The organism is Herbinix luporum, from assembly GCF_900070325.1.
GTDB lineage: Bacteria > Bacillota > Clostridia > Lachnospirales > Lachnospiraceae > Mobilitalea > Mobilitalea luporum.
Genome location: NZ_LN879430.1, coordinates 171,645 through 193,637 on the forward strand (window position 1 = coordinate 171,645; position 21,993 = coordinate 193,637).

Sequence of the window (21,993 nt, forward strand, 5' to 3'; positions counted from 1 at the left end):
ATTGTGAAATTTGTAAATAATTATAGATATAAATTTAAGAAAACTGTAAGAGGGAAGTCTATTAAATATAAATTTAATATGCTATAATATTCTAGTAAGCATCCTGGGAAAATAAGGGCTGCTTAACATAAATTATATGGGAAGGAAAATCTAATTGTTAAAACAGATTTATCGTATAATTATTTTAATAGCTATATTTATCGCTTCTCTTTATTACTTTAGTAAGGATATTAAGGAAGTGGTATTTAATATAGATAATACTACTAAGATGGAAGAAGCAACATTTCCTTTAGTACGTTTAAGAACAGAAGATGTAATTATTAATCTTCTTCATGGTTATAGCAGTAATCTTGATGCCAATTCCATCAGGGAATCACTTACACCAATAGGACCGGAGGGATCTTTTGAGGTTCTGATACAAGAAAGTGATTATGAAATTAAGAAATTAAATTATGAGGTTCGTGAATTTATAGGAAATGAACTGATTGAAAAGGGCTCTGTCAGTGTATTTGATGAAGAAAATGAATTCAAAACAGCTAAGCTACACCTTAGTCCTGATTTGCAAAAGGAGAAGGATTATGCTGTTAAAATAACCTTAATAACCAGCGAAAGTCGCAAAATGTATTATTATACTCGTATTAAAAAGTACGATAGCGGTAATCTGAAAAAAAAGCTGGAATTTGTAATGGATTTTCATAATGCAATTAAAGATAAGGAAAAGGCAGAGGAGTATTCTGTATATCTTGAGCCCCATAGGACAAAAGAAAACACCTCTTTAGCTGATGTTAACATTCATTCAAGCTTGGAATTAATAACTTGGGGCAAGCTAGAGCCGGAATTTATTACAGAGGTAGTCCCTACTGTTGTTGAAAATTATGCAGAGATTGCTTCCTTTGTTTTGGAGTATGTGGTTAAGGCTAAGGTATCAGATATTCCGGAATTTTATAAGGTTAAGGAATATTATCGTGTCAGATATACGCCGGGCAGGACGTATTTATTAAACTATGAACGCCGTATGGAAGCTTTATTTGATACGGACTTGACCAATGTGTCTATGAACCAATTAAAGCTAGGCATTACTTCTAATTTGGATATACCATATTTGGCCGGCCCAGATAAAATGAAATTTGCTTTTGTTAGAAACCGTGAATTATGGTTTTATGATCTTGAGGAGAATAAAATAGTTCGCATTTTTTCTTTCCGTCAAAATAAGACTGATTATATTAGAGATATCTATGATCAGCATGATATCCGTATACTAAATATGGATGCGGAAGGAAACGTTAATTTTATGGTATATGGCTATATGAACCGTGGCCAATACGAAGGCAGGGTGGCCATAGTCTTATACAAATATATAAGAGCAGATCAAAGAATTGAAGAGCTTGTATATATCCCCGTAGATGAACCTTATCAGAGGTTAAAAGAAAATATGGGGGAACTTTCATACATTAATAATTTAGATATTTTCTATTTTCATATATATGACAGTATTTATTCTTATGACATGATAACAAAACAGTTAACCAAACTGGCTTCTAATGTAGCTAAGGATAATATATTGGACTTTAGTAAAGAAGGTTATTTTGTCTGGCAGGAAAGCGATGGTTTGGGTTATTCAAACAATATTAACATTATGAATCTTGAGACCGGAGATATTCAAAAAATTGACTCCCGTCCCGGATATAAAATCGTTCTATTGGATATGATAGATATGAATCTAATATATGGGTTTGTGGCTGAAAATGATATTACAACCATGATTGACGGAAGAGTTATTATTCCAATGAATAGAATTGAGATTGCCTCTTTGCAAAACGAAATACTGAAATCCTATAATAAGGAAGGTTACTATATAACCGGAGTAGAGGTGAAGGATAATATTGTTGAATTATACCGTTCCAAGAAAGGGAAGGTTAATGGTAAGGATGTTTATGTAAGTTCAAGCAGTGATTATATTATGAATAGGATTGTTGAAAAAACTCCTTTTATCAGTGTTGTGCCAAGGGTTTCCGAAGCGGCTTTAACAGAGTATTATATACAATTACCTTCAGAATTTGATATGGATAAGGAGCCCAAAATGCTAACAACCGTAAATACAATAATATCCGATGACCCTACATTACGCTTACCTAAGGATGGAGAAAATATAAGCAATGAAAAGCAGTATTATGCTTATATTATGGGAGAACTAGAAGAAACCTATAAGGAGGCGGCAGAGGCAATAAATGCTGCAGACCAAGGAGCTGGGGTGGTTTTATCTAGTTTAAACCATTTAGTATGGGAGCGGGGTGTTAACGCAAGCAGAATTAACCTATCCAAATTTGAGACAATGGATTTTTCAGCTTCGTCAAATTCTTTGGAAAGCTGTATTAAACTTATGGCCAAATACTTAGGTAAAAATATAGACAATAAAACCCTAGATTTAAAAGATACCTCGGCCTTAGAAATCCTTAATAAAGATCTAAAAGTGGAACCCATACGACTTACAGGTTCAACTTTAGATCAAGTATTATATTATATAAATAAAGGAAGGCCGGTTATAGCCATGACCGGATATAATGATGCTATACTTATATATGGCTATGATGCCTATAATATATATATGATAGACCCCAAACAAGGGAAATCTGTTAAAATAGGATTACAAGATAGCAGAGATTTATTTGAAAATGCAGGTAATATATTTATATCTTATCTGGATTAAAGCAAATTTATTAGGGTATTTATGTGAGGCTAAATACTAGTTTTGCATATTTCATATAAAGAAAAGGAGAGAACATATATGGATGAGAGAATTAAAACACTGGCAAGTAATCTAGTTAATTATTCAATGGAAGTAAAAAAAGGAGATAAGGTTTACGTTCATTATATTGGAGAGTCAACAGAGGATCTAGCCAGACAGCTTGTAAAAGAAGTATACAAGGCAGGAGGAGTTCCTTTTGTACATTATACAAATCCCAGGCTTTTAAGGGAGGTTCTTTTAAACTGTTCTGAAGAGCAGATGTCTTTAATGGCTAAAATAGATGCTGCTGAAATGGCAGAAATGGATTGTTATGTAGCTGTAAGGGGTTCTGATAATATTGCTGAAAATGCAGATGTAGCTCAGGAAAAAATGAAATTATATGAAACTTATTATCAGACACCGGTACATCATGATATCCGTGTAAAGAAAACCAGATGGGTAGTTCTTAGATACCCCAATGCCTCTATGGCACAGCTTGCTAATATGAGTCAGGAAGCATTTGAAGATTTTTATTTCAAAGTATGTAATTTAGATTACGGTAAAATGGATGAGGCTATGAAGAGTCTGGTAGACTACATGAACCGTACTGATAAGGTACGTATTGTAGGACCCGGAACAGATTTGACCTTCTCAATTAAAGGAATTCCTGCAATTCCTTGTTCCGGAAGAAGAAATATTCCTGATGGTGAAGTCTATACAGCTCCTGTAAAGGACAGCATCAACGGTACCTTAACCTATAATACTCCTGCGGTATTCCAAGGATTTACTTTTGAGAATATTTCTTTCCGTTTTGAAAACGGTAAGATTGTTGAAGCAACTGCCAATGATACAGAAAGAATTAATGAAGTATTAAATACTGATGAGGGGGCTCGTTATATTGGAGAGTTTGCTATTGGAGTAAACCCTTATATCCTAAAACCTATGAAGGACACTTTGTTTGATGAAAAGATAATGGGATCTTTCCATTTTACACCGGGTAATTGCTATGAAGAAGAGGCTCCAAACGGTAACAGTTCAGCAATCCATTGGGATTTAGTCTGCATACAAACACCGGAATATGGTGGGGGAGAAATTTATTTTGATGATGTTTTAATTCGTAAGGATGGAAGATTCGTAGTTAAGGAGTTGGAGTGCTTAAATCCTGAAAATTTAATCTAAGGGAGGAGTTATTGGTATGAAATTACTGACTGCAGCTATACCCTGCTATAACTCAGCCGAATATATGAGACATGCAATTGATACTTTGTTATCCGGCGGGGATGATATGGAAATTATAATTGTAAATGACGGGTCTAAAGATGATACTGAAAAAATTGGCCTTGAGTATCAGGAAAAGTATCCGAGTATTGTCCGTGTAATTAGCCAGGAAAACGGGGGTCATGGGGAAGCTGTAAATACAGGTCTGGCCAATGCTACCGGCTTATATTTTAAGGTGGTAGATAGTGATGACTGGGTAAGTGAAAAGGCATTAAGTGAGATTTTAGCTAAGTTAAAAGAACTGATTGCAGATGGCAATAGTCCTGATTTATTCTTAGCCAATTATGTATACGAGAAAGTGGGGGCAAAAAGGAAGAAGGTAATACACTATAATAGAGCACTTCCAAAAAATCAGATATTTACCTGGGATGATATAATGCATTTTAAGCAAAGTCAAAACATTCTAATGCATTCCGCCATATACAGGACAAAACTAATAAAAGATTGTGGATTAAAGCTACCCAAACATACCTTCTATGTGGATAATATTTTTGTATATCAGCCTCTACCCTATGTTAAGACTATGTATTATATGGATGTAAATCTATATAGATACTTTATAGGCAGGGATGATCAATCGGTTAATGAAAAGATAATGATTAAAAGAATTGATCAACAGCTGAGAGTTACGAAAATAATGATAGAATCCCATAATCTTGCACAGATAAAGAGCAAGAAACTAAGAAATTATATGATAAAGTATTTGTCTATGATGATGGCTATCTGTTCTGTCTTCCTAATAAAAGAAGGCAGTGATGAAAGTATAGCTAAAAAAGAGGCCCTATGGGAATATCTGAAGAATTACGACAAATGGCTTTATAAGAGGATTAGATCCCATATTCTAGGACGTTCAATGAACTTGCCCGGCAAATTTGGACGGAGGGTTGTTGAAGTAGGTTATGCAATAACAAGAAAGATTTACGGGTTTAATTAAAAGAAACAGTGGAAAATATAAATAATATATATAAAAGAGATCTCATAAAATATGAGATCTCTTTTAATATGCTTACATTAATTTTAATTTTCTAATTCTTATATCTTTGATAATTCATGATCAGCTTTCTTAGCTTCCTTACCCCAGGCCGGTACATATACAAATATATACATTATAATGCTTAATAAAATTCCCCCAAAGACGTCTAAAATAGAATGCTGTTTTAAAAATACTGTAGACATACAGATAAGTACGGTCAGTATAAAGGTAGAAATCTGTAGCCAAGTTATAGGTCTTAAACGTTCGCTTTTTCTGATAGCAATCATGGCTCCGATGGAGTTAAATACGTGGATACTTGGAAATACATTAGTTGATGTATCTATAGTGTATAACCTTGATAAAATACGGGTAAAAATATTACTTCTTCCAAGGTTATCTATATCCACTCTCAAATAGTGACCATTGGGCCATATGGTATAAATTATTAAGCAAATTGTCATTCCTATAAAAAGAAAAGCACAGCATTTATAAAAATCCTGTTTTGATGTAAAGAAAAAGTAAGCCACGGTTACAAAGATATAGGCAAACCATATAAAATAGGGGATAATAAATATTTCCAAAAAGGGTATATAATCATCCAGCCTTGAGTAAACAGGAGTAAATTCTGTAGTTACAGTCCGTTCAAGATAAGTAAACCAAATCATATAGATAAAAAAGTATACTAAAACAAGACCGTGTCTATATTGGCTTAAAATATGTATAAACTTTTTATCTTTATTTTTATTAAATTTCATATCATACCTCTTTTCAAATTAAATAACATTTTTGAATAATCTTCTATTTTGGTCATTATAACACAATATTACTCTGTCTACAATATACATAAAATTACATTAAGTTATTCTTAAGAATTATATTATTTTGATTTTTTTAAGTTTAAAAATTCCTTATAATTAAAGTATATTTAAAATGATAATGGACTTATTAGTTTGAAATAATTATAATACAGTTATGATAATTAATTTGGCAATATGTAGAAGACTATAGATATATAACTAAGGATATTAACCTTAAGGAGGTAAAATATTATGAAGAGAGTATTTTTGGTGGTTCTTGATAGTGTAGGTATAGGACAACTTCCGGATGCAAAAGATTATAATGATGAAGGAAGCCATACTTTATATGCTGTATCAAAAAGTGAGCATTTTCATATGCCCCATATGAAAAACCTAGGTCTGTTTAATATTGATGGGGTAAAAGATAGGTTTACCCATATGAATTTTGACCATAATTATGCCGGAAGTATAGCCAGATTAGCAGAAAAGTCTAAAGGTAAGGATACTACCACAGGTCATTGGGAAATTGCCGGACTGATTTCTAATAAACCATTTCCCACTTATCCTAATGGATTTCCCGAAGAGATTATTAAAGAGTTTGAAGAAAAAACCGGTAGAAAGGTATTATGTAATCATCCTTATTCCGGAACTGAAGTAATTCGTGAGTATGGAAAAGAACATATAGAGACAGGGGCTCTTATAGTTTATACTTCCGCTGACAGTGTATTTCAGGTGGCAGCACATGAAGATATTATACCTGTTGAGGAACTCTACAGATATTGTGAGATTGCCAGAAAAATCCTTAGGGGAGAACATGGGGTTGGCAGGGTAATTGCAAGGCCCTTTATAGGTACTTACCCTAACTTTACCAGAACCTCTAACCGCCATGATTATTCCCTGGCACCGTCACTTACTATGTTAGACCAATTAGTTGAGGCAGGCCTAGATGTTATTGGTGTAGGTAAGATTTATGATATCTTTGCCGGCAAGGGAATTACCGATTCAGTAAGGACAAAAAATAATCAAGAAGGAATTGATAGGCTTATAGAGAGAATAAGTAAGGATTTTGAGGGGCTATGCTTTGTTAATTTGGTAGATTTTGATATGATTTATGGACATCGTAATGATATTGATGGTTATGCAAAAGCGTTAAGTTATTTTGACAGCCGGCTTCCGGAGATTACAGAAGCCTTAAGAGATGAGGATATTCTAATTATAACTGCTGACCATGGTTGTGATCCGTCCACTCCTTCCACGGACCATTCAAGGGAATATGTTCCCATGGTTGCCTATGGAAGTAAGATTAAAAGGAATAACAATTTAGGAACCAGGGAATCATTTGCGGATATAGCAGCTACAATTTTAGATTATTTTAATATTCAATCAAAAATTTCAGGAAAATCATTTTTAAATGATATAATAGGCTAGAACTTAAGAGTAAGAGGATTAAATACAAATAAAATTATTGCAAAACAAGAAGGGATAAGGTTATGAGAATAGTTATACAGCGAGTATTAGAGGCAAAAGTTGAAGTAGATAGCAAGTGTATCGGAAAAATTGGAAAAGGGTTTTTGATACTTCTTGGTGTCGGCCAAGATGATGATAAAAAAATAGCAGATAAATATATTGATAAGATATTGAAATTAAGAATTTTTGCTGATGAAAACGGCAAGACAAATCTTTCCCTTAAGGATGTAGAGGGTGAGGTTTTAGTTGTATCTCAATTTACTTTATATGCTGACTGTAGAAAGGGAAATAGACCTGATTTTTTCAAGGCCGGAAGTGCTAAAAAAGCAGAGGAATTATATGAGTATTTCCTAAAGCAGATTAAGGAAAAATTAGGCAAGGTAGAATGTGGTGAATTTGGGGCGGATATGAAAGTTCATCTTGTTAATGACGGGCCTTTTACAATAATTTTGGATGAGGACTTGGTTTAAATTTCTAATTAAATTTTAATTAAGCTTTAAGGTGCTTTAATGTGATAATGTGTAAAATAATATTGTATAAACTTTAACAACTTATTAGCTTAAAGTAATTAACAAGTTAACCATAAAAAATAAATGATAGGTGGGATGACATGATTCAAATTAATGAACTTACAAAGATCTACAAATTAACCAAAAAACAAATGATGGAGCATAAGACCAAAAAAAATATGATGAAGGCAGTGGACAATATAAGCTTAACTGCCAAGCCCGGTGAAATTTACGGACTTCTCGGACCAAACGGTGCCGGTAAGACAACGGCTCTTCGTTGTATTTCCACATTACTTAAGCCCACGGAGGGAGAGATAAAAGTATGTGGATATGATACCGTAAAGGACTCTGAAAATGTCAGAAAGAAAATCGGCTTTTTGACCAATGAAATCAAACTAGATCCCCAATTTTCACCCAGATATATGTTTGATTTCTTCGGTAAACTTCGAGGTCTTGATGAGGAGACTATCAAGCAAAGAAGAGAAAAATTATTTGCATATTTCGGCATTAACGGTTTTGAGGATAAGAAGATTAATGAGCTTTCCTCCGGTATGAAGCAAAAAGCCTCCATAGCGGTAAGTCTTATACATGATCCGGAAGTAATAATTTTTGACGAGCCCACAACCGGTCTTGATATTGTAACAGCAAGAAGTGTGACGGATTACTTAAAGCTTATGAAAGATCAAGGAAAAACAGTTATAATCTCAACCCATATCATGACAGAGGCTGAAAAGCTATGTGATAAAATCGGCATTATTATTAAAGGACAGCTGACATTAGAAGGAAGCTTAGAAGAAATTTTAAGTGAAACAAATACTAAGGATCTTGAAGATGCATTTTTTGAGCTCTATAAACAACATAATAAGGAGGAGGCATAGGATGGAAGGGACAAAAAATATTATTAAAAAAGAACTAACCAGAGTTTTTACCGATAAGAAATTAATAGTAAGTTTATTTATCCTTCCCGGTGTTCTGATTATGGTAATGTATAGCATTATGGGAAGTTTGATCTCTAATTTACAGGAAGATATTGAAACCCATACTCCTATTATATGTATTAAGAATGCTCCAGAGGATTTGATGAATTTTATAGAGGCTAATAAGTATGAAGCGGATATTACATATTTAAGTTCAACAGATACGGTTGATGACATAAAGGAAAAAATATTAAAAGGTGATACTGACTTACTAGTTGTCTTTGAAGAAGGTTTTATGGATACAATTCAAAATTACAGTAAAATTGGGGATCCAATTCCTGAGGTTAAAACCTTTTATAATCCTTCAGAGGATTATTCCGGTGCGGCTAGAAGTAATTTTATTGCTGAGGTGCTAAATCCTTATCAGCAGTCCTTACTTGCACAAAGACTGGATAATATAGAGTTGCTTCAGGTATTTTACATAGATTTAGATCCGGAAGCTTCGATTATCCTCGATGAGGATAAGGCAGGAGGTAAATTTTTTGCCATGCTTCTACCCTTCCTAATAAATATAATGCTATTTCAAGGTGCCATGGGACTTGGGGTGGATACTATAACAGGGGAAAAGGAAAGGGGTACCCTTGCCAGCATGCTGCTATCACCGATTAAGCGCAGCCAAATAGTTTTTGGTAAGTTGATTTCCTTAGGAATATTAACAGCCTTATCGTCTGTTATCTACACTGTATCGGTAGTTATAGGAATTAAGAATCTATCCGGTGGGGATACGGACCAAATGATGGCTATTAAATTTACTCCTGTTGAGATAATACAGTTATTTGTAATTATTATAGCTATGGTTTATCTTTATGTGGCTATGGTAGCCCTTGTGGCAGTCTATGCCAGAACACAAAAGGAGGCAAGTACCTATGTAACTCCTTTATATATCCTGGTAATGCTGGGCAGCATAATGACTATGTTCTCCAGTGGCGGTGGGGACAAAGGACTCGAATATTATGCCATACCTATTTATAATGGGTCTGTAACTATTCAGAATCTTTTGGTAGGTGAACTTACCATGGCACAGTTTGGTGTTACTTTAGGTTCACTTGCCCTAATAGCTATTTTGTTAACAACATTAATAACCAAGGCATTTAACAGTGAGAGAGTTATGTTTAATGCATAATGTGGCTTAAGGAGGATATATCTGTATGCCAACGGTATGGGATAACCTATTTACTATACTGATATTTGCTATACCTTTCCTAATTTTACAGGTATTCTTCTCCACCAGAAAAAAGCTTATCTGGGGTATTATAGTACCGGTGCTTTGGTCGGCCTTTGGAGTTTGGCATATAATCAGTAATTATAGGCAGCAAAGCCAGAATATTAAAGAGTTAATAATATTCTATATAATAGGGAATCTAATACTTATTGGGATATTGGTATTAGTAAGGTACATAAAAGGAAGGTATAAATAATTTTAATAGAAAGTATGTTAAAAAGCTGTTAATTGCTTCTTAACATACTTTTATTTTATTAATTTATATTACAGGTACATACTTTATTATTTCAAATATATATATATTATATAAGCTAAAATGAGGTGCCATATATGATACCGGAAGAGAGAGAGAGAATAATCAGTGAGGATTATGCTGATCTTATTATAGAATATAACGGTGATTTTAGTGTTTTCGAACAGTTTCCAGATAGGACCGTTCAAATCATTAATTTACAATACGCCATTGTCCATGTACCTGTTAGCTTTATAACTCAGAATATTGTCTATAGATTAGGATACTCTGTTTTGCCTACTTGCTTTGGAATTATCAGTAGGTCTAGCCTAGAGTCTTCCGGAATATTTCGCATAAGGAATATACCTGTATTTAATTTAAGAGGTCAAGGTGTCTTAATTGGCATAATTGATACTGGGATAGATTATACCAATCCTATTTTTACTTATGCAGATAATACTACCAGGATTGTATCCATTTGGGATCAGACCATATCAAGCGGCAATCCACCTCCTCATATGGAATATGGTACCCAGTTTACCAGGGAGCAGATTAATGAGGCTTTACAAAGTGAGGATCCTTTTTCTATAGTTCCCAGTAGGGATGAAATTGGCCACGGAACCATGATTGCAGGTATAGCAGGAGGAAATGAGGTGCCAGACAGTAACTTTTATGGGGTTGCTCCTGATGCGGAGTTTGTCGTAGTTAAGTTAAAACCTGCTAAAAAGTTTATTAGGGACTTCTTTTTTATAGCAGAAGATGCAGTATGTTTTCAGGAAAACGATATATTTCTTGGGCTTATTCATTTATATGAAATGTCCATAGCCTTGCAGCGGCCTATAGCTATATGTATAGCACTGGGAAGTTCTCAGGGAGCCCATGACGGATCAGGAACTTTAAGTACCTTTTTATCAGGAATAGCCTCATCCCCAGGAATGGCTATGGTTGTAGCTGCAGGTAATGAGGGGAATGCAAGACGGCACTTTAGTGGAAAGGTCAATCCTACCACAGGATATGATACTGTTGAACTAAATGTGGGGGAAAATGAAAGAGGTTTTACTATGGAGCTGTGGGGAACTTCTCCTGATATGTATACTATTGATATACTTTCTCCAACAGGTGAGTATATTCCTAGAATTTCAGTAGGAAGAAATGAACATAGAGAAATTGCTTTTATATTCGAAGCCACAGTTATTTATATTGATTATCAGATGACCGAATCCCAAAGTGGAGAACAATTAATTCTAATACGCTTTGAAAATCCAACATCGGGAATATGGCGATTTAATGTCTATGAAAGGAGAGGCTTAAATTTAGGGTTTAATATATGGCTGCCAATGGATGGATTTATTTCGGATGATACATACTTTATCCGTTCGGACCCTAATACTACTATTTTGACCTTGGGAAACGCGGAAAATGTCTTAACGGTGACAGCTTATAATGATGCCGATGATAGCCTATATCTAAACTCCAGCCGGGGATATACGGTCATAGGTAGAGTAAAACCGGAAGTAGCAGCTCCCGGTGTAAATATTATAGGTCCGACCCTTACAGGAGGCTTTGCATCATATACAGGAACCAGTGTTTCCGCTGCACATACTACCGGAATTGCGGCTATGTTATTGGAATGGGCAGTTGTAAATAACCGTTTGCCGGCTATGAGCACTGTAGAATTGAAGAACTTAATAATTAGGGGTGCCAGAAGAGATATAGATACCATATATCCAAATAGGGACTGGGGATATGGGATACTCGATATTTTTAATGTATTTGATGCCCTTAGGGGAGGAATAAATTTTTAAAAAAAATATTGAAAGGGGTATCCTATGACCATAATAGATAGAGATAGGATTATAGGAGAAGATTTTTTTGATTTGATTATCGAATATAGGACATATACAGGCCTAATAGAACTTTTTGGAGAAGAGGCTTTACATAGAATAGATGAAATATATGCGGTACTTCATGTTCCCGTTGAGCAATTTTTTGCAGAAATTTCAAATGTAAGGTATGCCGAAATTCCATTATTGTTTGGACTTACAGATGTAACCAGTCTTGATGCATCAAGAGTATTGGATCTTAGGCAAACACCAGCTTTTAACCTAAGGGGAGAAGGAGTAATTATAGCTATTATTGATACTGGAATTGATTATACTAATCCTGTATTTATCAGACCGGACGGTACATCTAAAATTCTTTCTATCTGGGATCAAACAATCAATACCGGCCCCACTTACCAAGAGGCTAACTTTGGCACCATATATAGCAGGGAGCAGATAAACCAGGCACTTGCATCAGATGATCCTCTTTCAATTGTTCCCAGTATGGATGAAAATGGCCATGGAACCATGCTGGCCGGAATCGCTGCCGGTAATGATGTGGAGGAAGAAAATTTTTATGGAGTGGCCCCTGATGCTGATTTAATTATAGTTAAGCTTAGGGAAGCAAAACAAATTACCAGAAGGTTCTTTAGAGTTCCTAATAATGTAACATGTTTTCAAGAAAATCATATAATGTGGGCATTGAATTATTGCAATCAAGAGGCAAGAAGGTTAAACAGACCCTTAGTAATTTGCTTTGGAATAGGCAGCTCCCAAGGAGGACATACAGGGAGATCACCATTAAGTGTGGTTTTAAATATTGTCGCTGACCTTCCTGATACGGTGGTTGTAACTTCAGCAGGAAATGAAGGTAATCTGGGAAGGCATTATTATGGAGTAATTGATCCCACCATAGGGAGCAATACAGTTGAACTTAATGTTAGCGAAAACGATAAACAATTTGCTATGGAATTATGGGGAAATCCACCGGGTATATATTCCATTGATGTTTTGTCTCCTTCCGGTGAGTATATTCCCAGAATTCCGGCAAGCATAAGAGTAGGCCGGGTAATTTCATTTATTTTTGAACAAACCACTCTATATGTTGATTATAGCACGATAGAATCCCAGACAGGAGACCAGCTAATACTTATTCGTTTTGATAATGCTTCAGCTGGTATATGGAGATTTAATGTTTATGGCCACGGAGATTTGGCTACAGGTTTTCATATATGGCTTCCCATGGGAAATTTTATTTCAGAAAACACTTACTTTATACAGCCAAATATATTTACCACAGTACTGTCTCCCGGTACAACTACTTATCCCATAACCGTTACATCATATAATCCTGTTAACAATAATTTGTATGTAAATGCCGGCAGAGGTTACACCAGGAACAATACTATTAAACCTGAAATAGCAGCTCCCGGTGTCAATTATCTTGCCCCTAGTCTAAACCATACCTTTCAAGCATTTACCGGAACCTCTGTCTCGGCCGCCCATACAGCTGGTGTTGTAGCCTTGATTTTAGAATGGGGAACTGTTAGAGGCAATGAACCGGGTATGGATTCTAATGTACTTAAGAATCATTTAATTCGGGGAGCCAGAAGAAGTACCAATCTAACCTATCCCAATAGAGATTGGGGCTATGGGATTTTAGATGTATTTAAAGTTTTTGAAAATATGAGGGCAGACTTAGGTTTCTAAATATAATTGATAAATTAATTTATTAAAATATACCTGTTAAATGTATAAACTTTCCCATTTTACAAACAATAATATTAGACTAAAGTTTAGCAGCATTTAAATTAATTATATCTTATCGCAAAATGGAGGAAGATTATATATGAAAGCTACAGGTATTGTAAGAAGAATAGATGATTTAGGTCGTGTTGTTGTACCTAAGGAAATTAGACGCACCTTAAGAATTAGAGAAGGTGATCCCTTGGAAATATTTACAGACAGGGAAGGAGAGATTATTCTAAAAAAATACTCACCCATCGGAGAGCTTGGGCAATTTGCAAAACAATATGCGGATTCATTAAACCAAACCACCGGATATATAGTTGCAATTACTGATAAAGATCAATTTATTGCCGTTGCAGGTTCTATAAAAAAAGATTTACTAGGAAAAGGTATTAGCCGTGAATTAGAGGAATTAATTAATGAAAGAGAGACTGCTATTGCTTCTAATGAAGAAAAAAACTTTTTAAAGATAACTAATGATGATGACACTGAATTTACCTATCAAGTAATATGTCCAATAATCAGTGAAGGAGATGCAATCGGTTCTGTTATTATTCTTACAAGAGATGAAAAGGTTAAATTTGGGGATACGGAAATAAAATTGGCAAGTACTGCAGCAGCATTTTTAGGCAGGCAGATGGAGCAATAAGTAATTTAGCTGTCAAGATAGGCAAAAAGCTTGGCAGCTTTTTCTTTTTAACTATTTAGAGGTTTACTTGCTGCTTTTATTTGCTATAATATGCTATAGACTGGTAATAAAGGCTGTTAACTAAAGAAATCTTTGAATAAGGGAGATTATAATGGACAAGACCTATAGTTTTAATGAGTTTATGGATATTATTAGGAAATTAAGAAGTAAGGAGGGCTGTCCTTGGGATAGGGAGCAAACCCATGAAAGCTTAAGGCAGTGTTTAATAGAAGAAGCATATGAAGTAATTGAAGCAATTAATAATCAAGATAGTAAAAATTTATGTGAAGAGCTGGGAGATTTACTTCTTCAAGTGGCAATGCATAGTGTTATTGCTGAGGAAACTGGAGAATTTACTGTTGAAGATGTAATTTCTGAAGAAAGCAGGAAGATGATTAGACGTCATCCCCATGTGTTTGGGAATCTTACTGCAGATAGCACAAAGGAAGTATTAAAAAACTGGGAAGATATTAAAGCTTTGGAAAAAAGTCATGTTAATAATCCAGAACAAGATATAAAATCAGTTCCAAAAGCACTTCCTGCCCTTATACGAGCAAGAAAAGTTCAGGAAAAAGCTGTAAAGTACGGACTAGATCCGGGAAGTCCTGATAAAGCTTTAGATGATATTACAAAGGGGCTTGATATCCTAAGAAAAGCTATAGAAATAGGGGAAAAATCCCGTATAAATAATGATTTTGGTAACTTGTTATTTCAAATGATAAAATTATCGGTGGTTTTACAGATAAATGCAGAAAATTCCTTGACAAATGCTATTAATCAGTTTATAAATAGATTTATAGATGTCCTTTACCCTCAGGAGGGAAATGGCCATAATCTATGCGCTGTAACCCCCCATAAGCAGGAAGCTTTGTGGTGGGAAAAAAATTAATACATTAGAGGAGGAGCAAATACATGAACAAAGCAGAATTAGTAGCAGCTATCGCAGAAAGAACAGAGTTTTCTAAGAAGGATTCAGAAAAGGCTTTAAAGGCTTTTATTGATGTTGTTTCAGAGGAACTTGCAAAAGGTGGTAAAGTTCAATTAGTTGGTTTTGGTACATTCGAAGTTGTTGACAGACCTGCAAGAACAGGAAGAAATCCTTTAACCAATGAGCCTATGATGATTGCTGCTTCTAAGGCACCTAAGTTCAAAGCTGGTAAAGCTTTAAAAGACATTGTTAACGCATAGTTGACCAAATTAATGAAAGAGGCTGTTTTAAATTCCGTATCTCTTAGGGGGTGTAGGGTGTTTAAAGCAGCTTTTTACTTAAGAATGGAGTTTATTATGAGATTAGATAAATTTTTAAAGGTATCTAGACTTATTAAAAGGAGAACTGTGGCCAATGAAGCCTGCGATGCAGGACGTGTATTAGTTAACGGTAAAGTTGCAAAAGCCTCAACGATTGTTAGAGTCGGTGATATTATTGAAATAGGCTTTGGTAGCAAAACTGTTAAGGTGGAGGTTCTGGAAGTTTTAGAAACCGTTAAAAAAGATGAAGCAAAAGAAATGATTAAGTATTTATAAGTCGTCATTAAGTAGAAAGTCTTCTCATATACTTAAAAAGGTAACTCTAGACTTGTTTTAGAGCAAGCTGTTTTAGGTATTAAATTAGAGGAGGCTTTTTTCTATGGAGGAAAGACAAGAGATTTTAAAGGGACATAAACTGCATATCAATGCCAGAAAAACTGCAACTATTACCGGTGTCAATGATGTATTATCTTTTGATGCGGGGGAGGTTTTATTGCAGACTGAGCAGGGAATATTGTTGATACGGGGAAGTGAATTACATGTAAACCGCCTAACTCTTGAAAAGGGAGAGGTGGATATTGATGGAAAAATTGATAGTATAACCTATTCGGATTCCACTAGCTATGGTAAGTCCGGTGAATCCTTATTAGGCAGGCTGTTTAAATAGGAGGCCTGTATGAGTCAAGAGATTATAATAGAACTACAGTTTTTTTGGGTTTCCATCCTTTGGGGAGCCTTAATACTTCTGGCATATGATCAATTAAGGGTTATTAGGAGGATAATAAGCCATAATAATATATTTATAACAATACAGGATATGATTTTTTGGATTCTGGCCAGTATCTTTATATTTGCTATGTTGTATGTAAAAAACGATGGTATTATTCGTGGGTTTTCTGTTATGGGAATGGTTATTGGCATGGTCTTATATCATTACATATTAAGTGATTTAATTGTAATGTTAATAAGCAGAGGAATCCTTTTATTGCTGCGCCCATTATCTATTACTATAAAGTATATTCGTAAGGGGGGCAGCTTTCTTTTAAAAAAGGGAAAAAATTTCTTAAAAATAATACTAAAGCGATTGAAAAAAATATTGGAATCAGTTAAAATATATTTAACAAAATATAAACAGAAAAGTAATAATAAAAAGGCCAAAATTCATCATAAGAATCATAAGAAAAAGAAGAGCAAGAAAAAGCAGGTACCAAAAAATAGGGACAAGAACAAAAGGTGATTTATAAAGTGAGGTGTAATAATGAGAGGGAGAAATAAAAAGGGTAATGGTACTGGTATTATTGTATTTGTCGTATTGTGCATTTTTGGTATTGTTGCTTTTGGAAAAATTAATCTTCAGGATAGAAAAAAAGAGTTAGATCTTATGATGAACTCCTTAGAGAAGCAGATTAGTGATGAGGAAGAAAGAAAAATAGATATTAAAAATCTTGAAGCCTATGTTCAAACTAAAGGCTATATAGAAGAGGTTGCCAGGGATCAATTAGGCCTGGTTTATGAAGATGAGATTATCTTCAAGGAGGATGACAATTAGTTTAAAAAATATTTTTAATATGATATTTTTTACCATTGACTTTTAATAAGAAAGTATATATAATAACACTTGTGACTTTGGCGAAGTAGCTCAGTTGGCGAGAGCATGCGGTTCATACCCGCAGTGTCGGCGGTTCAAATCCGTCCTTCGCTATTTTTTTATGTCCAAAAGGGTCCGGTTAGATTTTAACCGGGCCCTTTCTTAATTTCTTAAAATAATTTAAGCTCCTATATTCGATGTAATCAGTCTTTTGAAAGAGTTCTTGTCAAAAAGTTTTTCTATTGCAGTGCTTGTTTTTGACAAAGATTTTACCCTACTGTGCCTATAATAAGCAGCATAACTAAAAAGGCAGCCTAGATACATCAATAGGTAACAAAAAGGAGCGAAGCAAAATGAAAAATATCAGGAAAAACGCTATCTTGATTTATGTTATTGGGTTTGTCATAGCAAGGGCCACATTCCTTGGAATAAATCCCCTGGCCATCGGATATTTTACGGCAGCATATTTAGATAAGGCCAGACCCGGATTACTTTTTATAACCATATTAGCAGGAATAGGCTCGGCTATGGCTCCTACAATGGTACTTAAATATTTGCTTTCGATGATTAGCTCGGTTGTTTTATTGGAGTCACCCTATTTAAAGAAAAGAGAACTGCCTTTGCAGCTTTACTTTTATATACCGGCAATAACCTTGGGTATATTTGCCATGATGGAAGCAGGGGCATATGGATGGGATCCTAAGATGATTTTTATGGCTATATTAGAAGCTATAATAGCCTATGTATCAGGGATGATATTTAGCCTGGGGACAGGATTTTTCCTAAAACAGCCTAAGGGAATGAAAATGACCAATGAAGAAATGATATCATTAAGTCTAATGGTTGCAGTACTTATTTATGCCCTACCGGAGGTTAGCAGCCCCTATATAGCCCCTATAGAAACAGTGGTTTATTTTGTTATACTTTTGTTTACATATAAGTATGGGGTAGGACAGGGGGCAGTCACCGGTGCGGTATCAGGGTTTGCATTAAGTCTTCGTGGAGCCCCTATTCATATTATTAGTCTGCTTACCATGATGGGAATTGTACCTGCCTTGTTTAGAAGTATCGGAAGAATTCCCACTGCCGCTGTTTTTTCACTGACAAGTGCAATTATAAGCCTGCTATATGGGGAAATAGCAGTATCATCTAGGGAAATAGCTGCCTTAAGTTCAGCCCTATTGTTATTTTTACTATTGCCAAAAACAATAATTTATAGAGTAGATAATGATAAGAATGGTATAGGCCAAAGTCTAATGTCCTTAGACAATTTAAAAAAGCTTGCCAATAACAGGATGAAGACATTTTCGGAATCATTTTTAAAGCTATCAAAAACTTTAGAAAGTATTGCCGAAGGGCAAGAAAAAAATATACAAAAAGAAATAGATGCAATCTTTGAAGATATATCAGAAAGACTTTGTAAAAATTGTAAAAACTGTAGTTTTTGTTGGGAAAACAATTTTCAGGAGGCATATAATGCAGCTTGTAATATGTTTGATGTGGCTCAAAAGAAAGGATATATCGAGGAAAAAGATATACCGCAGTATTTTTTAGATTATTGTATATGTGCCCATGAGTTGGTGCTAGAAACCAATAGGGGATTTGAAATTGCTAAGATTAATAATCTATGGGCAAATCGGCTGGCAGAAAGTAGGGAAGTGATTGCCGGCCAGCTTAAAGAAGTATCCAATGCTATAAATACACTAACCGGGGATATATATAAAGCAGCAAGAGTTATGGAAAATGATGAGAGCAAGGTTATTAAAAAATTAGGGGCACATAATATAGATGTTAAAAATATTATAATATTGGAAAGAGGGGGCAGACGAAAAGAACTGATTATTAATGCCGCTGTAGGAAGAAATCATTTTATTACCACTAAAGAAGCTGCAGCATGGATATCAGAAGCCTTAGGAATGAAATTTGCAGTATCAGAGATATCAAAATCAGTTTTTTCAAAAGAGTACGAGGAGTATTGTTTTGTTGAGGATACAAAGTTCAAGGTGTTAACCGGTGTTGCAAGGGCTATGAAAGAGAATATTTCCGGTGATAATTTTTCTATTATAAATTTGGATAATGGTGAAATGGTTATAGCCCTTTCAGACGGCATGGGAACCGGAAAAGAAGCCTGTGAAGAAAGTGAAACGGTTCTTTCATTGCTGGAGCAATTTTTAGAAGCAGGATTTAAAATAGAAACTGCAATCAGAATGATAAATTCCAATCTGGTACTTAAACCTGAAAAACAAGCCTTTTCAACTATAGATATGGGAACTATTAATTTATATACTGCTATGTGTGAGTTTGTTAAAATCGGTGCAGCTTCTACCTTTATTAAGAGAAATAATTGGGTGGAAACAATCAGTTCCACAACGTTACCCATTGGTATGTTAAAGGTTGTTGATTACGATTCTGTAACAAAAAAGCTATATGAAGGGGATATTATTATAATGGTATCAGATGGGGTTTTAGACTGCTTAAATGAAGATAATAAAGAAGCTTATATGGAGAAGTTAATTATGAATATACAAAGCAATAACCCACAGGAAATAGCCAACCGTATTCTAGATCATGCTCTATCACAATCAAATTATATTCCTATGGATGACATTACCGTAATTACGGCAGGAATCTGGCTAAAATAAGGAAGTATGAAAAGGGCATTGAAATTTAATGGGGAAAGGATTAGAATACAATTGAAAGAAAATATACAGATTTTAACCGAACAGGAGTAATATGTTAGAAAAAGTTCATGGATATATCAAATCCTATAATCTAATAGAAAAAGGAGACAGAATTCTTATAGCTGTGTCCGGCGGAGCTGATTCTGTATGTCTATTGCATATATTATCAGATCTTTATAGAGATTCGGATGTAAGTTTGTATGCAGTGCATGTTCACCATGGCATAAGAGATGAGGAAGCAGACCGGGATGAGGCTTTTGTAAAATCCTTATGTGATAGGCTTAAAATTACTTTTACTTCCTACCATTTCGATGTGAGGGCAATTGCAAAAAAGGAGGGACTTTCTGAAGAAGAAGCCGGAAGAAAAGTCAGGTATGAAACTTTCCTTTCTGCCTCAATAAAAAACAGGTGTAATAAGGTTGCAATTGCACATAATAAAAATGATAATGCAGAAACAATTCTCTTTAATTTGTTTAGAGGAACCGGAATAAAAGGACTAACCGGAATAGATCCCAAGCTTACTATGAAGACGGATACCGGTAATATTACCATTATCCGTCCGATTTTGTTTGTAACCCGAAAAGAAATTGAAGATTATTTATCCCAACATGGACTGCATTATCAAGTAGATTCTACGAATATGCAAAATATTTATACCAGAAATAAGATTCGCCATAGGATATTAGATTATGTAGTAAATGAAATTAATAAAAATGCCATAGAGCATATTACAAATGCAGCTAATCATCTAAAGGAAGCTGACAATTTTATTGAAAAATACACTAAAGACCGTTACACTGCCATAGTAAAAGAATATGAAAATTTTTTTGAATATGATGTCAAAGATTTTAGTTTTGAGGATATAGTAATACAAAAGGGTATTGTGCGAAAAATCCTAGGAAGCTTGGCAGGCAGGCTAAAAGACATTGAAGCTAAGCATGTGGATGAGGTACTTGCCTTAGGCAAAAAAGAGGTAGGAAGGCAAATACATCTTCCCTATGGAATTATTGCCGTAAAAACATATGATACGATTAAAATATACCTTACTAATTCTCAAAAAAAGTGTAAGGATATAACTTTTAAGCCGGTGGATATTAAAATTCCCGGTAAGACTTATCTAGAAGCATATAAATTATATTTTGAAACAGAAATTAAGAACTATAAAAAAAATGAACCAATTCCTAAAAATAGTTGTATGAAATGGTTTGATTATGATAAAATAGAAAATACTCTTAAACTTAGAACCAGAAAAGCAGGAGATTATCTGCAAATCAATAGTCAAGGGGGAAGAAAAAAGCTTAAGGAATATTTTATTGATTCCAAGATTCCGAAAGAAGAAAGGGATCAAATACTATTACTAGTAGATGGAAGCCATGTGGTATGGATTATAGGACATGGTAACAGGATTAGTGAAAAATATAAAATAAAGGATCAAACAAAAAAGATTCTATCTATAAAATTAAATTTCGATGATATTAATAATTGCAAAGGAGAAGAATGATGACAGAAAATATTAAGGTCATGATATCAGAAGAAGAGGTACAAAAAAGAATTGAAGAATTGGCAGATCAAATCAGTAAGGACTATGAGGGAAAAAGTGTACATCTAATTTGTATACTAAAGGGTAGTGTATTTTTTAGCTGTGACTTGGCAAAAAGGATTACTGTTCCTGTAACTATAGATTTTATGTCAGTTTCAAGTTATGGTAATGAATTAGTAAGTTCCGGAAGAGTAAGGATTGTAAAAGATCTTGACGAATCCATTCAAGATAAAGATGTCTTAATAATAGAAGATATTATTGATTCCGGTAGAACTTTAGCCTATCTTGTTGAATTATTAAGTGCCAGATCCCCTAGAAGTTTAAATATCTGCACCTTGCTTGATAAGCCGGAAAGAAGGGTTACTGATGTTAAAGTTAAGTATGTAGGATTTGAAATACCGGACGAATTTGTTGTAGGATACGGACTTGATTATCAGCAAAATCTAAGGAACTTACCCTATATAGGTGTTATATAATCCATTTTTTTCATATATCA

The 21,993-nt window shown here is 34.5% G+C and carries 21 protein-coding genes and 1 tRNA gene; 21 read left to right on the plus strand and 1 reads right to left on the minus strand.

From position 1 onward, the window contains the following. Window positions 1–154: 154 nt before the first annotated feature. The 3 genes from SD1D_RS00835 (at window position 155) to SD1D_RS00845 (ending at window position 4,937) form a co-directional block, all read left to right on the plus strand. Window positions 155–2,707 (plus strand): hypothetical protein, encoded by a 2,553-nt coding sequence (locus SD1D_RS00835; protein ID WP_058257172.1) that lies wholly within the window; start codon window positions 155–157, stop codon window positions 2,705–2,707. Window positions 2,708–2,785: 78 nt separating this feature from the next. Beyond that, on the plus strand, window positions 2,786–3,904 hold the full coding sequence (locus SD1D_RS00840) for an aminopeptidase (RefSeq protein WP_058257173.1): 1,119 nt from the start codon (window positions 2,786–2,788) through the stop codon (window positions 3,902–3,904). Window positions 3,905–3,920: 16 nt separating this feature from the next. Continuing rightward, entirely contained in the window at window positions 3,921–4,937 is a 1,017-nt protein-coding gene (locus SD1D_RS00845; RefSeq protein ID WP_058257174.1) for a glycosyltransferase family 2 protein, read from the plus strand. 98 nt (window positions 4,938–5,035) lie between these two features. Here the strand turns inward: SD1D_RS00845 and SD1D_RS00850 are convergent, their stop codons facing one another. After that, on the minus strand, window positions 5,036–5,731 hold the full coding sequence (locus SD1D_RS00850; protein ID WP_058257175.1) for a phosphatase PAP2 family protein: 696 nt from the start codon (window positions 5,729–5,731) through the stop codon (window positions 5,036–5,038). Between the two features lie 294 nt (window positions 5,732–6,025). Here SD1D_RS00850 and SD1D_RS00855 point away from each other — a divergent pair, with 294 nt between their 5' ends. The 18 genes from SD1D_RS00855 (at window position 6,026) to hpt (ending at window position 21,973) form a co-directional block, all read left to right on the plus strand. Then, a complete protein-coding gene (locus SD1D_RS00855) occupies window positions 6,026–7,201 on the plus strand; it encodes a phosphopentomutase (protein ID WP_058257176.1) in 1,176 nt (391 codons plus the stop codon). 62 nt (window positions 7,202–7,263) lie between these two features. Further along, on the plus strand, window positions 7,264–7,710 hold the full coding sequence (gene dtd / locus SD1D_RS00860; protein WP_058257177.1) for a D-aminoacyl-tRNA deacylase: 447 nt from the start codon (window positions 7,264–7,266) through the stop codon (window positions 7,708–7,710). A gap of 140 nt (window positions 7,711–7,850) precedes the next feature. Then, window positions 7,851–8,627 carry an ABC transporter ATP-binding protein gene (locus SD1D_RS00865; RefSeq protein WP_058257178.1) on the plus strand — a complete coding sequence of 259 codons (777 nt, stop codon included), beginning with the start codon at window positions 7,851–7,853 and terminating at the stop codon, window positions 8,625–8,627. A gap of 1 nt (window position 8,628) precedes the next feature. Next, entirely contained in the window at window positions 8,629–9,849 is a 1,221-nt protein-coding gene (locus tag SD1D_RS00870; RefSeq protein ID WP_058257179.1) for an ABC transporter permease, read from the plus strand. Between the two features lie 25 nt (window positions 9,850–9,874). Continuing rightward, the gene (locus SD1D_RS00875; RefSeq protein WP_058257180.1) at window positions 9,875–10,144 is read left to right on the plus strand and encodes a hypothetical protein; all 270 of its coding nucleotides are present in this window, start codon (window positions 9,875–9,877) and stop codon (window positions 10,142–10,144) included. Between the two features lie 134 nt (window positions 10,145–10,278). Then, complete coding sequence (locus tag SD1D_RS00880) at window positions 10,279–11,985, plus strand: S8 family serine peptidase (protein WP_058257181.1); 1,707 nt, start codon at window positions 10,279–10,281, stop codon at window positions 11,983–11,985. A gap of 24 nt (window positions 11,986–12,009) precedes the next feature. Continuing rightward, window positions 12,010–13,713: a S8 family peptidase gene (locus tag SD1D_RS00885; protein ID WP_058257182.1), complete on the plus strand. Its 1,704-nt coding sequence runs from the start codon at window positions 12,010–12,012 to the stop codon at window positions 13,711–13,713. 139 nt (window positions 13,714–13,852) lie between these two features. Further along, window positions 13,853–14,401, plus strand: a complete 549-nt coding sequence (gene spoVT, locus SD1D_RS00890; RefSeq protein WP_058257183.1) for a stage V sporulation protein T — start codon at window positions 13,853–13,855, stop codon at window positions 14,399–14,401. Window positions 14,402–14,552: 151 nt separating this feature from the next. Further along, window positions 14,553–15,329 (plus strand): nucleoside triphosphate pyrophosphohydrolase, encoded by a 777-nt coding sequence (gene mazG, locus SD1D_RS00895; protein ID WP_087758707.1) that lies wholly within the window; start codon window positions 14,553–14,555, stop codon window positions 15,327–15,329. A 23-nt stretch (window positions 15,330–15,352) separates the two neighbouring features. Further along, window positions 15,353–15,628: an HU family DNA-binding protein gene (locus tag SD1D_RS00900; protein ID WP_058257185.1), complete on the plus strand. Its 276-nt coding sequence runs from the start codon at window positions 15,353–15,355 to the stop codon at window positions 15,626–15,628. A 96-nt stretch (window positions 15,629–15,724) separates the two neighbouring features. Then, the gene (locus SD1D_RS00905; protein ID WP_058259149.1) at window positions 15,725–15,964 is read left to right on the plus strand and encodes an RNA-binding S4 domain-containing protein; all 240 of its coding nucleotides are present in this window, start codon (window positions 15,725–15,727) and stop codon (window positions 15,962–15,964) included. 103 nt (window positions 15,965–16,067) lie between these two features. Next, on the plus strand, window positions 16,068–16,355 hold the full coding sequence (yabP, locus tag SD1D_RS00910) for a sporulation protein YabP (protein WP_058257186.1): 288 nt from the start codon (window positions 16,068–16,070) through the stop codon (window positions 16,353–16,355). Window positions 16,356–16,364: 9 nt separating this feature from the next. Continuing rightward, window positions 16,365–16,925, plus strand: coding sequence for a spore cortex biosynthesis protein YabQ (yabQ, locus tag SD1D_RS00915; protein ID WP_058257187.1), 561 nt, complete (start codon window positions 16,365–16,367; stop codon window positions 16,923–16,925). Between the two features lie 21 nt (window positions 16,926–16,946). After that, window positions 16,947–17,237: an FtsB family cell division protein gene (locus SD1D_RS00920; protein WP_058257188.1), complete on the plus strand. Its 291-nt coding sequence runs from the start codon at window positions 16,947–16,949 to the stop codon at window positions 17,235–17,237. Window positions 17,238–17,316: 79 nt separating this feature from the next. After that, a tRNA-Met gene (locus SD1D_RS00925) sits at window positions 17,317–17,390 on the plus strand. A 239-nt stretch (window positions 17,391–17,629) separates the two neighbouring features. Next, window positions 17,630–19,918: a stage II sporulation protein E gene (gene spoIIE / locus SD1D_RS00930; protein WP_058257189.1), complete on the plus strand. Its 2,289-nt coding sequence runs from the start codon at window positions 17,630–17,632 to the stop codon at window positions 19,916–19,918. Window positions 19,919–20,009: 91 nt separating this feature from the next. Next, window positions 20,010–21,458: a tRNA lysidine(34) synthetase TilS gene (gene tilS, locus SD1D_RS00935; protein WP_058257190.1), complete on the plus strand. Its 1,449-nt coding sequence runs from the start codon at window positions 20,010–20,012 to the stop codon at window positions 21,456–21,458. Continuing rightward, window positions 21,458–21,973, plus strand: coding sequence for a hypoxanthine phosphoribosyltransferase (gene hpt / locus SD1D_RS00940; RefSeq protein WP_058257191.1), 516 nt, complete (start codon window positions 21,458–21,460; stop codon window positions 21,971–21,973). The genes tilS and hpt overlap by 1 nt, the downstream gene beginning before the upstream one ends. Window positions 21,974–21,993: the final 20 nt, after the last annotated feature.